11 protein-coding genes are annotated in these 12,761 nt (G+C 72.9%); 4 read left to right on the plus strand and 7 right to left on the minus strand.

The window, feature by feature from the left end; translation table 11 throughout:
• Positions 1–51: 51 nt before the first annotated feature.
• Positions 52–1,257 (minus strand): sensor histidine kinase, encoded by a 1,206-nt coding sequence (locus BU197_RS04055; RefSeq protein ID WP_188266790.1) that lies wholly within the window; start codon positions 1,255–1,257, stop codon positions 52–54.
• Between the two features lie 96 nt (positions 1,258–1,353).
• Here BU197_RS04055 and BU197_RS04060 point away from each other — a divergent pair, with 96 nt between their 5' ends.
• Both BU197_RS04060 and BU197_RS04065 read left to right on the plus strand, forming a co-directional pair.
• Positions 1,354–2,445: an SAM-dependent methyltransferase gene (locus tag BU197_RS04060; protein WP_188266791.1), complete on the plus strand. Its 1,092-nt coding sequence runs from the start codon at positions 1,354–1,356 to the stop codon at positions 2,443–2,445.
• Positions 2,446–2,449: 4 nt separating this feature from the next.
• On the plus strand, positions 2,450–3,592 hold the full coding sequence (locus BU197_RS04065) for an NADH-quinone oxidoreductase subunit D (protein WP_188266792.1): 1,143 nt from the start codon (positions 2,450–2,452) through the stop codon (positions 3,590–3,592).
• A gap of 31 nt (positions 3,593–3,623) precedes the next feature.
• On the opposite strand, the gene BU197_RS31215 is transcribed toward BU197_RS04065, so the two are convergent.
• The 5 genes from BU197_RS31215 to BU197_RS04090 form a co-directional block, all read right to left on the minus strand.
• A complete protein-coding gene (locus tag BU197_RS31215; protein WP_188266793.1) occupies positions 3,624–4,112 on the minus strand; it encodes a GNAT family N-acetyltransferase in 489 nt (162 codons plus the stop codon).
• Positions 4,109–5,614 carry a hypothetical protein gene (locus tag BU197_RS04075; RefSeq protein ID WP_188266794.1) on the minus strand — a complete coding sequence of 502 codons (1,506 nt, stop codon included), beginning with the start codon at positions 5,612–5,614 and terminating at the stop codon, positions 4,109–4,111. Before BU197_RS04075 ends, BU197_RS31215 begins: the two co-directional genes overlap by 4 nt.
• A 130-nt stretch (positions 5,615–5,744) precedes the next feature.
• Positions 5,745–6,743, minus strand: a complete 999-nt coding sequence (locus BU197_RS04080; RefSeq protein ID WP_188266795.1) for an ABC transporter substrate-binding protein — start codon at positions 6,741–6,743, stop codon at positions 5,745–5,747.
• A gap of 38 nt (positions 6,744–6,781) precedes the next feature.
• Positions 6,782–7,447, minus strand: coding sequence for an ABC transporter permease (locus tag BU197_RS04085; protein ID WP_188266796.1), 666 nt, complete (start codon positions 7,445–7,447; stop codon positions 6,782–6,784).
• Position 7,448: 1 nt separating this feature from the next.
• On the minus strand, positions 7,449–8,135 hold the full coding sequence (locus BU197_RS04090; RefSeq protein ID WP_188266797.1) for an ABC transporter permease: 687 nt from the start codon (positions 8,133–8,135) through the stop codon (positions 7,449–7,451).
• A gap of 144 nt (positions 8,136–8,279) precedes the next feature.
• On the opposite strand from BU197_RS04090, the gene BU197_RS04095 reads away from it, so the two are divergent.
• Positions 8,280–9,401, plus strand: a complete 1,122-nt coding sequence (locus BU197_RS04095; RefSeq protein WP_188266798.1) for an ABC transporter ATP-binding protein — start codon at positions 8,280–8,282, stop codon at positions 9,399–9,401.
• 92 nt (positions 9,402–9,493) lie between these two features.
• Here the strand turns inward: BU197_RS04095 and BU197_RS04100 are convergent, their stop codons facing one another.
• Positions 9,494–10,606, minus strand: a complete 1,113-nt coding sequence (locus BU197_RS04100; RefSeq protein WP_188266799.1) for an alpha/beta hydrolase — start codon at positions 10,604–10,606, stop codon at positions 9,494–9,496.
• A 168-nt stretch (positions 10,607–10,774) separates the two neighbouring features.
• Here BU197_RS04100 and BU197_RS04105 point away from each other — a divergent pair, with 168 nt between their 5' ends.
• Complete coding sequence (locus BU197_RS04105; RefSeq protein ID WP_188266800.1) at positions 10,775–12,754, plus strand: phosphatidylglycerol lysyltransferase domain-containing protein; 1,980 nt, start codon at positions 10,775–10,777, stop codon at positions 12,752–12,754.
• Positions 12,755–12,761: the final 7 nt, after the last annotated feature.

Genomic DNA, 12,761 nt, shown 5'->3' on the forward strand with positions numbered 1-12,761 from the left:
CCGTGTCGGGAGGGCCCGCAGCCGTGCCGGGGAACGGCCCCGGCGCGGATGTCAGTGGACGGAGGACTTCAGGGGCAGCAGGGCGCTGATCCGGAAACCGCCGCCGGGGCGCGGACCCGCGTCCAGCGTGCCGCCCACCATGCCGACCCGCTCCCGCATGCCGATCAGACCATGACCCCGGCCGTCGGCGCCCCCGTCCTCGTACATCTCCTGCGGTGCGCCCCGCCCGTCGTCCTCGACGAGCAGGCCGAGACCGTCGTCGAAGTAGACCAGGCGGACGCTGGCCCCGACGTCGGGTCCGCCGTGCTTGCGCGTGTTGGTGAGGGCTTCCTGCACGATCCGGTACGCGGTGAGTTCGACGCCGCTGGGGAGCGGGCGGGGGCTGCCCTCGATCGCGAAGTCGACGGTGAGCCCGGCGCCCCGCACCTGCTCGACGAGGTCCTCGATCTGTCCCACGTCGGGCTGGGGAACGTACTCCCCGGCCTCCCGGTGCTCTCCGGTGCGCAGGATGCCCAGGAGTCTTCGCATCTCGGCGAGGGCCTGCCGGCCGGTGGTCGAGATGGTCTCCAGGGCCTGCTTGGCGGTCTCCGGGGAGGAGTCCATGACGTAGGCGGCGCCGTCCGCCTGGACGACCATCACCGACACGTTGTGCGCGACGACGTCGTGCAGCTCGCGGGCGATCCTGGCCCGCTCGGCGGCGACCGCCACCTTGGCCTGGGCCTCGCGCTCCTTCTCCAGGCGGGAGGCCCGCTCCTCCAGCTGCGCGAAGTAGGCGCGGCGGGTGCGGAGCGAGTCGCCGAGGACCCAGGCGAGCACGAACGGCACGGTCATGATGACCGCGAAGAAGACCCGGGCGGCGTCCGACTCGGTGCCCTGGAGGGGCCATCTGAGCTGGGAGAGCGTGGAGGCGCCGAGGGCGCCGGCGAGCGCGAGGCGGGAGGCCCAGCGGGGTCCGGCGTGCGCCGCGACCGTGAAGACGATCACGAGCATCGCGAAGTCGGCGACGAACGGCGCCAGGTCGAGGACGAGCTGGGCGGCCCCCAGGACGCACGTCAGCAGCAGCATCTTCTCGGGGGCGCGCCGCCGCAGGGCCACCACCAGGGAGAAGAGCGCGGCGACGATTCCGTACGCGAAGGGCCGCTCCACCGACGGGTAGGCCGATCCCACCCACAGCAGGGAGAACCCGAGGAGGACGACGGCCCAGAAGGTGTCGACGCCCGTCGGGTGTCTGCGGAGGAAGTCGTAGAGGCGCTGCACGTCACCCAGAGTAGGGAAGAGAGGGGGTGCCCGGATCAACCGTGGGGTCGATCCTTCACGGGAGACCCGTACACCCCGAGGTGGAGACTGGGGTCCGTGACGGATGAGACAGGTCGGTGGCAGGGGTGGCGGGCGGCCACGGAACGGGCGCTGTACGGCCCCGAGGGCTTCTACCGGCGGCCCGAGGGGCCGGCGGGGCACTTCAGGACCTCGGTGCACGCCTCCCCGCTCTTCGCGGGCGCGGTGGCCCGGCTGCTCGGCGAGGTCGCCCGGGACCTCGGGACGCGCGCGGTCGACCTCGTGGACGTGGGCGCGGGCCGGGGCGAACTGCTCACCGGGGTCCTCGCCGCGCTCGACGGAGCCGCGGAGAACGGAGCCTCGGAGGACGGGGGCGCGGAGGACGGGGCCTCGGAGGACGCCGGGGGCGGGCTCGTGGTCCGGGCGTACGCGGTGGAGCGGGCGGCCCGTCCAGCGGGGCTCGATCCCCGGATCGAGTGGACCTCCGAGGTGCCGCGCGGGGTGCGGGGGCTGCTCTTCGCCAACGAGTGGCTCGACAACGTGCCGGTGGACGTGGCAGAGGTGGCCGCCGACGGCACCGTCCGGTACGTGGAGGTGCGCGCGGACGGCACGGAACGCCTCGGCGGCACGGTCGCGGGCCCGGACGCGGAGTGGCTGGCCCGCTGGTGGCCGCTGCGGGAGCCGGGCACGCGCGCGGAGATCGGCCGACCGCGCGACGAGGCGTGGGCGGCGGCGGTGGACGCGGTGGCGGCGGGCCGCGCGGTGGCCGCGGACTACGCGCACGTGCGCGCGTGCCGACCGTCCTACGGCACCCTGACCGGCTTCCGCGCGGGCCGAGAGGTCCCGCCCGCCCCGGACGGAAGCTGCGACGTGACCGCGCACGTGGCCATGGACGCGTGCGGGGGGCCGTTCGGCGAGCTGACGACGCAGCGGGAGGCGCTGCGGCGGCTCGGGGTCTCCGGGGAACGGCCGCCGCTCTCGCTCGCCTCGGCCGATCCCGCCGGTTACGTCCGGGCGCTCGCCGCCGCGGGCGAGGCGGCCGAGCTGACCGCGCGCGGTGGTCTCGGCGACTTCCTCTGGCTGACGCGGCGGATCCCGGACACCGCCGGACGGGCGCCCGTGCCGCCCGCCGGGGAGGGCGCCGGGGCCCGGAGCGGCGGGGGATACTGACCGCATGACGGAGACGACGGTCGGCATCGGCGGCGCGGCGGAGAGCACCGACATGGTGCTGAACATCGGGCCCCAGCATCCTTCGACCCACGGGGTGCTCCGGCTCCGGCTCGTGCTCGACGGCGAGGTCGTCCGGCAGGCGGAGCCGGTGATCGGCTACATGCACCGGGGTGCGGAGAAGCTCTTCGAGGCGCGGGACTACCGCCAGATCGTCATGCTGGCGAACCGTCACGACTGGCTGTCCGCCTTCTCCAACGAGCTGGGCGTGGTCATGGCCGTCGAGCGGATGCTCGGCATGGAGGTCCCGGAGCGCGCGGTGTGGACCCGTACGCTCCTCGCCGAGCTGAACCGGGTCCTGAACCATCTGATGTTCCTCGGCTCCTACCCGCTCGAACTGGGCGGGATCACCCCCGTCTTCCATGCCTTCCGGGAGCGCGAGGAGCTTCAGGCGGCGATGGAGGAGGTCTCCGGCGGCCGGATGCACTACATGTTCAACCGGGTCGGCGGCCTCAAGGAGGACCTGCCGTCCGGTTGGCTCGGCCGGGCACGGGCGGCCGTCGCCGACGTGCGCTCGCGGATGGACGTGTACGACCGGCTGGTCCTCGGCAACGAGATCTTCCGGGGCCGTACGCGCGGGGTGGGCGTGCTGTCGGCGGAGGCGGTGCACGCGTACGGGGTGTCGGGGCCGATCGCCCGTGCCTCGGGGGTCGACTTCGACCTGCGCCGGGACGAGCCGTATCTGGCCTACGGGGAGCTGCGGGACACGCTGCGGGTCGCGGTCCGCGAGGAGGGTGACTGTCTGGCCCGGTTCGAGTGCCTCCTCGACCAGACGCACAACGCGCTGGACCTGGCCGACGCCTGTCTGGACCGGCTGGAGGAGCTGCCGCCCGGCCCGATCAACCAGCGGCTGCCGAAGGTCCTGAAGGCGCCGGAGGGCCACACGTACGCGTGGACCGAGAATCCGCTCGGCGTCAACGGCTACTACCTGGTCTCCAAGGGCGAGAAGACGCCGTACCGGCTGAAGCTGCGCTCGGCGTCGTTCAACAACATCCAGGCCCTGGTGGAGCTGCTGCCGGGAACGCTGGTCGCCGACATGGTGGCGATCCTGGGCTCGCTGTTCTTCGTCGTCGGCGACATCGACAAGTAGCGCACGGGGGTGGCGGGGGACGGCGGACGGTTCAGTCCGTTCGGCGCATCACCGCGTACTCCCGGTCCGCGGTCTCGGGGCGCCGCCGTTCCGTCACGGACCAGCCCCAGCGGGTGTACCGGTCCGTCAGTTCCGGCAGGTCCAGGGTCATCAGACGGCGGGGGCCCGGGGGCAGCGCGCCGAGGAGCCCGTCGTGGAGCGCGCGGCCGAGGCCGAGGCCCTGCCGGGCGGGGGCGACGACGAGTTCGGCCAGGACGAAGGCGGGCTCGTGACCGGGGGGTTCGGTGTCGGTCCAGCCCGCCGCGAAGCCGAGGAGTTCGCCGTCGGGGCCCAGCGCGGCGACGCTCCGGAAGTCCGGCCGCGCGGCGGCCGAGCCGAGGAGCCGGTCCACGGTCCGTACGGCGCCGAGTGGCGGTTCGTGCCAGGGGGCGCCGCAGAAGGCCTGGGCGCACAGGGCGAGCAGTTCGTCCCGGCGCCCGGCCACCTCGTCGGCGGGGAGGTCGGCTAGGCGGTACGTCACGAGTTGACGGCCCCGCGCAGTTCGGCGACGTCCAGCTGCTCGGTCTCGTCGTGCGCGGTCAGATCGATGACCTGACCGACCGTCCGGGGCAGGGCGGGAGGGGTGCCGGGAGCGGCGGGCGCGCCGGCGGGGGTGACCGGGGTGAGCAGCGGGGTGCCGGTCGTGGCCTGCGCCGCCAGGACCTCCTCAAGCACCTCCTCGCCGACGACATCGGCGAGGTCGGTGTGCTGCACGGCCTCGATGGCCGCCGCCGTCTTCTGCGTACCGAAGAAGTCGAAACCACCCTCGGGACGCGGAACGGGCCTGCGGGCCGCGTACGGAACGATCGCGGCGGCGACGGGCACGGAACCCGGGAGAGCCGGGGTGACGGGCGGGACGGGGGTGTGGGGGGTGCCGGGGGTGGGCTGAGGGGCCTGGGGGGCCTGTGCGGCGGGCGGGACCGGGGTGCCGGGAGCGACGGGCGTGGCCGCAGCGCCGGGCGTGGTCGCCGAGGCCGGGGTGCCGGGCGGGACCGCAGCGCCGGGCGTGGCAACCGAGGCGGAAGTGCCGGGACCGGCAGCCGGGGCGGCCGGGGCACTCGGGGCGGCCGGTGCAGGCGTGGCAGGTGTGGCAGGTGTGCCGGTGGGGACAACCGTGGCCGATGTCGTGGGCCCCGCCGTGGCCGAGGTCGGTGCGGAGGGGGCGGCGGGCGGAACCGGCGTCCCCGGGGCGGCCTTCTGCGTGGTGGCCGGAATCCGCGGGAGCACGAGGGTGGAGGCCGAGCGGGCGTGTTCGTCATCGGGGACCGGCTGCTCGCCCTGCGGCGCCTGTGCCGTCCGGGGCGCCTGCGGCTCGCGCGGCTCCTGCGCCGTCTGCGGCTTCGGCTCCTGGGACTTTCCCGGCTCCTGGGGCCGTTCGGCGAGGTCCCGGGCGCCGGACCGCTGGGCCGTCGCGTTGTTCGAAAGGTCGCGCAGGGCCTCGGCGGCGCGGCGGTAGGACTCGGGGGTGGGCGTGGAGCCCGCCGCGGGCAGGGCCCTGGCCAGGGCGGAGTCCTCGGCGGCGGGCCCCGTCGTCTCCAGGGCGCGGACGCGTCGGCCTTCCAGGGCGCTCGCGCGCTGGGTCTCGGCGGTGGCGTAGCGGCGCAGGAGGTCGGCGTGCTCGCCGCGAAGACCGGCCAGTTCCACCCGCTTGGCGCGGAGCTTGGCGTCGAGCCGGGCGCGCAGGGCGCGGGACTCCTCCAGGTCGGACTCCAGCTCGGCGATCCGCTCCTCGGTCTTCCACTGGTCGGCGGTGCGGGCCCGGTCCAGCTCGGCGACCCGCAGACCGGCGTCCCGGTCCCAGCTGCGCATGAGGACGGCGCCGATGACGGCGGCGGCGGCCGCAGCGGCCGCGAGGACGCGCGCGACCACCGGATCGCCGGGCAGCCAGGCCACCGCGGCGCACACGACCGCGGCGCCGGCGACCGCGGAGGGCGGCAGCAGCTTGTGCAGAGGCGGGGAATGGCGGTGGCGTCCACGTGACATGGCCTGAAATTTACCGTGCGTGGGTGTCATGTGGGGCGTCGGCCCGTCAATCTCTTGGCTACTTCTCGCCACCGGAAGTGGCCATCTCCCGTTCCGGTTCCGTTTCGCGCCGACGCCCCCGTACGGACGCCTACTTGTTGAGCAGCCCCTTCGTCACCAGATACTCCTTGGCCACGTCCTCGGGCTTCGCTCGCTCGGCGTCGACCTTGCGGTCGAGTTCGGCGAGATCCGCTGTGGTCAGCACCTTGGTGATCTTGTCGAGGGCGGCGGCTATCTCGGGAGATCCGGCGTCCTTCGCGTTCACCACCGGCAGGACGTTGTCCGCGTTCTGGAGCTTCTTGTCGTCGGTGAGGAACACCAGGCCGTAGCTGTCGAGCGTGGCGTCCGTCGTGGTCGTCAGAACCAGCTGGTCCACCCCGTCCTTCACCGCCTGCTTGGCCTGCGGGGTGCCGACGCCCTTGGGGTCGACGCCGGTCACGTCGATCCCGTACGTCTTCTTCAGACCGGGTGCGCAGAACGGCCTGACGGCGCATTCGTCACCTGCGGCGATCTTCACCTTGAGCTTCGACTTGCCGAGATCGGAAAGCGTCGTCAGACCGTTCTTCGCGGCGAATTCCTTCGACACCGCGTAGGCGTTCTGATCGACCGCCTCGCCGACCGCGAGGACCTTCAGACCACGCGGTTCGGCGAGCTTGCGCAGTGCCTCCACCGTGGCCGTCGCGTCACCGGAGGCGACGGGCTTCTCCTCGGGCGCCTTCGGCCCGTTCACCTTCGCGTTGAGGAATTCCGCGAGCGTCGCCGCGTATTCCGGGACGACATCGATCTCGCCGTTCTCAAGGGAAGGTTCGTACAGCTCGCGATTCTTCACCGTGGTGATCGAGACCGAGTATCCGGCGCCCCGGAGCGCCCCCGCGTACAGCTCGGCGAGGACCTTGCCCTCGGTGAAGGAGGCCGCTCCGACCACCAGCGAGCCCTTCGCGCCGCCCGCCGGGGCCTGTGCGCCGTCGGCTCCCTTCTCCTTGCCCTGCTCCAGGCTGTCACCGCCGCACGCGGCGAGCGCGACGGTCAGTGCCGCCGTCCCCAGTACCGCGCCCGCGATCCGCGAGACCCTGTTCACGAAACCACCCATCCAAGTCGCATCCGAGTCGGCATTTGCATTTCGGCTTCTCAGCGGCGGGCCGAGCCTCCCAGGAGGCGTTCCGCACCCACCATCACGCCCTCCACCAGAAGGGCGAGCAGTGCCACGAGCACCGCGCCCGCGACGACCTGCGCGGTGTCGTACCGGGCGAATCCGGCCGTGATGATCCGGCCGAGTCCGCCCTGACCGACCATCGCGGCGACGGTCGCCGTGGCGACCACCTGCACGGCCGCCGAGCGCACCCCGGTCATCACCACCGGTCCGGCGAGCGGCAGTTCGACCCGGCGGAACAGCTGTCCGCCCGTCATCCCCATCCCCCGCGCGGCCCGCACCGCCGCCCGGTCGACCTCCCGCACCCCCACGTACGCGTTGGTGAGCAGCGGCGGCACCGCGAACAGCACGAGGGCCGTGATCGTCGGCACGTACCCGGCGTTCCGCAGCGGGGAGACCATGAACAGGCCGAGCACCGCGAAGACGGGGACCGCGCGGCCCACGTTCGACACGTTCACCGCGAGCGCGCCGCCCCGTCCGAGGTGGCCGAGCCACAGTCCCAGGGGCAGCGCGAGCGCCGCTGCGATCAGGAGCGCCGCCCCGCTCACGTACACGTGCTCGGCGAGCCGCCGCCCTATGCCGTCCTCGCCCGTCCAGTGCGCGCCGGTGGCGAGCCAGGCCCAGGCGTCCGTCACGACCCCCATCTCAGCTTCCTCCCGACGCGGTCCGTACGCGGGACCAGGGCGTCAAGAGCCGCTGGAGGCCCAGGAGCAGCAGATCGGCGGCGACCGCGAGCAGGACGCAGAGCACGGCGGCGGCGAGCATCTGGGCCTTGAAGAAGGTCGGCAGGGCGTCCTCGATGAGGTTCCCCAGACCTCCGCGTCCGACGACCGAACCGACCGTCGTCAGCGCGATCGTGGAGACCGTCGCCATCCGTATGCCCGCCATCAGGACCGGGAGCGCGAGCGGCAGTTCGACCTCCCAGAGGAGCCGCAGCGGCCCGTATCCCATGCCCCGGGCGGCCTCCCGCGTCTCCGCCGGGACCGCCGCCAGACCCGCCAGGGCGTTGCGCACCAGGATCGTCAGCGCGTACAGCACGAGACCGGTCACCACCAGGGCCGTCGAGAGCCCGAACAAGGGCAGAAGCAACGAGAACATGGCGAGCGACGGCACCGTGTAGAGCAGGGTGGTCAAGCCCAGGACCGGGCCCGCGAACCGGGGCCTGGCGCGGACGAGCAGCGCCAGCGGCACCGCGACGGCCAGCGCGATCAGCACGGACACGAGGGTGATTCCCACATGCTGGAGCGTGGCGTCCGTCAACTCGTGCGCGCGCGTGCGCAGATACTCCCCGCAGATCCAGTCGTTGGCGACCAGACAGTTCGGTGCGCTCATTCGTCCCTCCCCCCGGTTCGTCAGCCTTCCCGAACGCATGTGTGACGACACTAGCCTTCGGCACTGACATTCCCTCTCGGCCGCCACAATGCGGCAACACGCCCTTCACACATCCCTGTCATCCAGTGGCCAGAATGAGGAACCATGATCCGGTTCGAGCATGTGACCAAGCGGTACGCCGACGGGACGACCGCCGTGGACGACCTCTCCCTTGAGGTCGCCGAGGGCGAACTCGTCACCCTGGTCGGCCCGTCGGGCTGTGGCAAGACCACCACGATGATGATGGTGAACCGGCTCGTCGAGCCGACGTCCGGCCGGGTCCTGGTCGACGGCCGGGACGTCGCGGGCGTCGACCCCGTCGCCCTGCGCCGCAAGATCGGCTACGTCATCCAGCAGGTCGGGCTCTTCCCGCACCGCACGGTCCTCGACAACACCGCGACCGTCCCCGCGCTCCTCGGCTGGAAGAAGGCCGCCGCACGCGCGCGTGCCGCCGAACTCCTCGAACTCGTCGGCCTCGACCCCGCCGTCCACGGCCCCCGCTACCCCGCCCAGCTCTCCGGCGGCCAGCGCCAGCGCGTCGGCGTCGCCCGCGCCCTCGCCGCCGACCCGCCCGTCCTCCTCATGGACGAGCCCTTCGGCGCCGTCGACCCCGTCGTCCGCGAACGCCTCCAGAACGAGTTCCTCGCCCTCCAGGCCACCGTCCGCAAGACCGTCCTCCTCGTCACCCACGACATCGAGGAGGCCGTCCGGATGGGCGACCGCATGGCCGTCTACGGACAGGGCCGCATCGAGCAGTTCGACACCCCCGCCACCATCCTCGGTTCCCCCGCCACCCCGTACGTCGCCGATTTCGTCGGCAGCGACCGGGGACTCAAGCGGCTCGCCGTCACCCCCGTCACCGAAGCCGACCTCGACCCCGTACCGGAAAACCGGCACAGCACCGACGGGAACGGCCCCTCCCCGCGCGCGTACGAGGACCGTACGGACGGGAAGGACCGCGCCACGCGCGCGTACCCGGACCGAACCGAAGGAAACGCCCCCTCCCCCCGCACGTACGGCGACCCCGCCCCCGTCCCCCTCGGCACCTCGCTCAAGGACGCCCTCGCCGTGCTCCTCCAGCACGACACCGGACGCCTCACCGTCACCGACGCCACCGGACGCCCGCTCGGCGTCCTCACCCCGGACGGCGTCCACCGCGCCCTGCGCCGGGCCACCGAAGGACAGGACCGGGCCACCGACGGACAAGGCGGGGCCACGAGCGCGTAGGACCGGGCGACCGCCCGGGTTCCGGCGGGCGGCCCGGAACCGGGCCCCGGCGGGCGGGAGCCTCGGGCGGGCCCGTCGGGCGGGAGCCGTCCTCAGGCCGCGCTGAGCTTCCCGCTCAGCCACACCATGCCCGGCGGGATCTCCCGGTTCCAGGTGTTGAAGTTGTGGCCGCCGCTCTCCAGCGTGATCGACGAGACCGTCGCCGGGCTCTTCACCCGCGCGACGAACTCCCGTGTCCCCCGCAGGTTGTCCTCGCCCTGCTTCGACGTCGTCACCAGGAACGACGACTTCCCCTGCGTCAGGTGCCCCAGGCTCCACAGCAGGTCGGAGCGCCTGCGCAGCCCCTCGTCACCCCGGAAGAGATCCCCCGTCGTCACGTCCTCGGCCGCCCGGTAGTACGCGGAGAACCCCGCCGCCGCCGCGAACCGGTCCGGGTGGTGCAGCGCGATCTTCAGCGCGCAGTAACCCCCCGTGGAGTTCCCCATGAACCCCCAGTTCCGGGGCTTCGTCCCCACCCGGTACGTCCCCGAGACCGCCGCCGGCAGATCCCGTGCGAAGAACGTCTCCGTCCGCGGCCCCCCGGGCACGTCCACGCACTCCGTGTCCCTCGGCGGCGCCACCGTCGGCCGCAGCATCACCAGGATCATCGGCTGCATCCGCCCCTCCTTCGCCAGGAGGTACGCCGTCTTCGGATACTTCAGCCCCTCGATCAGGTTCTCCGCCGTCCCCGGATACCCCGTCAGCACCACCGAAGCCGGGAACACGCGCCGCGCGTACCGGGGCTGGAAATACTCAGGCGGCAGATACACGTACGCCGGCGAGACGATCCCCGACCGCTCCCCCGCCACCACCACCTTCTGTATCTGGCCGCCGACCTCCGGCCGCCCCCCGCCGGGCACGTCGAGCTGTCGCGTCCCCACCACCCGGACGTCCCGCGAACCGGCCCCGTGGTCGACGACCACCCCCATCTCCTGCTCCTGCCCGAACAGGTCCGCCCACGAGCCGTAGAACAGGAACGAACGGTTCGCCGCGAGCCCCACCGCCGCGAACAGCGTCACCTGCGTCACGAGCAGCAGTCCCGCCCGCCCCACATACGCGCGCCACCCCCGGCGCGCGAGGCGCGGCCACCACACGAGCGTCGCCAGGAACAGCAGCACCGCCAGCGCGACCGCTGCCCAGAGAACATTGCCGCTGGTGAGACCCATGGGGCGACCACCCCCGCCTTTCCGAGAATTTCCGGTGAACCGATGAACCCGAGCCCGCACGGCTCCGTCCTAGAAAGCGCACCATCCGGGACGACCCGCCGAAACGCACCATCGGGGCCTGACCGGACCAAGAACCCACACGCAGGACCACGGGAAGTACGGGAAGCCATGTCTGTCACGCTAGATGGGGACAAATCAGGATTGGTTCCGGTTCGGGTACGACGGATTCTGCGAGGCCCACGCCCCGAGACGGTGCCCGCCCTCGTCGGCACCGCCTGCACCCTCATCGGCCTCATCGACATCGCCGCCGGAGTCTTCCCCCGATTCCGCGCCAGCCGCGTCCACACCCTGGCCGAAATCCTCCCCGGCACCCTCGGCCCCCTCTCCGCCGCGCTCTCCCTGAGCGCCGGAGTCCTCCTCCTGCTCCTCGCCCACGGCCTCAAGCGCCGCAAGCGCCGCGCCTGGCGAGCCTCCGTGGTCCTCCTCCCCCTCGGCGCCGCCGCCCAGTTCGCCTGGCGCCACTCCGTCGTCGGAGCCCTGCTCTCCCTCTGCCTCCTCGCCCTCCTGCTGCGCCACCGCGAAGAATTCGCCGCCCTCCCCGACCCCCGCAGCCGCTGGCGCGCACTCGCCAACTTCGTCGTCATGGGCGCGGGCTCCATCGCCCTCGGCCTCGTCATCGTCAGCGCCCACCCCCGCCGCGTCATCGGCGACCCCAGCCTCGCCGACCGCCTCGAACACGTCCTCTACGGGCTCCTCGGCGTCGAGGGCCCGGTCGGCTACACCAAGGGCGTCGACTGGACCGTCGGCTACTCCCTCGGCGCCCTCGGCATGCTCACCGCCCTCACCACCATCTACTTCGCCTTCCGCCCCGAGCACCCCGCCGCCCGCCTCACCGACGAGGACGAGATCCGCCTCCGCGCCCTCCTCGACCAGCACGGCGCGCGCGACTCCCTCGGCCACTTCGCGCTCCGCCGCGACAAGGGCGTCGTCTTCTCCCCCAGCGGCAAGGCAGCCGTCTGCTACCGCGTCGTCTCCGGCGTCATGCTCGCCAGCGGCGACCCCATCGGCGACGTCGAAGCCTGGCCCGGCGCCATCGAACGCTTCATGGACGAGGCCAAGGCCCACTCCTGGACCCCCGCCGTCATGGGCTGCTCCGAGACCGGCGGCCAGGTCTGGACCCGCGAGACCGGACTCGACGCCCTCGAACTCGGCGACGAGGCCATCGTCGACGTCGCCGGCTTCTCCCTCTCCGGACGCGCCATGCGCAACGTCCGCCAGATGGTCAAGCGCATCGAGCGCAACGGCTACACCACCCGGGTCCGCCGCGTCGCCGACCTCGACCCCGAGGAACTCGAACAGGTCCGCCGCGCCGCCGCCGACTGGCGCGGCACCGACACCGAACGCGGCTTCTCCATGGCCCTCGGCCGCATCGGAGCCCCCGGCGACGGCGACGCGGTGATAGCGACCGCCCACAAGACCACCCCCACCGGCCGCCCCGACGACACCGCCGGTGCCGACAGGGCCTCCGACGCCGGCGCCTCCGGCGCCCCCTCCGCCGACACGACCGGCACCGGTACGGCCGCCGGAGACACCGGCACCGGCACCAGCCCCCGCACCCGTACCAGCCCCGACGACTCCCCCTACGGCGACCTCAAGGCGATCATCCACTTCGTCCCCTGGGGCTCCGACGGCATGTCCCTCGAACTCATGCGACGCGACCGCTCCGCCGACCCCGGCATGAACGAGCTGCTCATCGTCGCCGCCCTCCAGGCCGCCCCCGCCCTCGGCATCGAGCGCGTCTCCCTCAACTTCGCCATGTTCCGCTCCGCCCTCGCCCGCGGCGAGAAGATCGGCGCGGGACCCGTCCTGCGCGTCTGGTGCGGACTCCTCGTCTTTCTGTCCCGCTGGTTCCAGATCGAATCGCTCTACAAGTTCAACGCCAAGTTCCAGCCACGCTGGGAACCCCGCTTCGTCGTCTACCGCACCACCCGTGACCTGCCCCGCATCGGCTTCGCCGCCATGCAGGCCGAAGGCTTCGTGACCCTTTCCCGGCCCCGCCCCTTCGCCCGCCGCCGCCCCGCCCCCGCCCCACGGCCCTGCACCCACATCGTCGCCGCACCCACCGAGCGCGAGATCCACGCGGCCTGAACCCTCC

This window comes from Streptomyces sp. CBMA291 (assembly GCF_014596525.1).
Classification (GTDB): domain Bacteria; phylum Actinomycetota; class Actinomycetes; order Streptomycetales; family Streptomycetaceae; genus Streptomyces.

Bases quoted from the DNA above. Each gene is read 5' to 3' on its own strand.
- BU197_RS04090 (WP_188266797.1), bottom strand. From the start codon at position 8,135: ATGAGCGCACCGAACTGTCTGGTCGCCAACGACTGGATCTGCGGGGAG.
- BU197_RS04080 (WP_188266795.1), bottom strand. From the start codon at position 6,743: ATGGGTGGTTTCGTGAACAGGGTCTCGCGGATCGCGGGCGCGGTACTG.
- BU197_RS04105 (WP_188266800.1), top strand. From the start codon at position 10,775: ATGTCTGTCACGCTAGATGGGGACAAATCAGGATTGGTTCCGGTTCGG.
- BU197_RS04075 (WP_188266794.1), bottom strand. From the start codon at position 5,614: ATGTCACGTGGACGCCACCGCCATTCCCCGCCTCTGCACAAGCTGCTG.
- BU197_RS04085 (WP_188266796.1), bottom strand. From the start codon at position 7,447: ATGGGGGTCGTGACGGACGCCTGGGCCTGGCTCGCCACCGGCGCGCAC.
- BU197_RS04100 (WP_188266799.1), bottom strand. From the start codon at position 10,606: ATGGGTCTCACCAGCGGCAATGTTCTCTGGGCAGCGGTCGCGCTGGCG.
- BU197_RS04065 (WP_188266792.1), top strand. From the start codon at position 2,450: ATGACGGAGACGACGGTCGGCATCGGCGGCGCGGCGGAGAGCACCGAC.
- BU197_RS04095 (WP_188266798.1), top strand. From the start codon at position 8,280: ATGATCCGGTTCGAGCATGTGACCAAGCGGTACGCCGACGGGACGACC.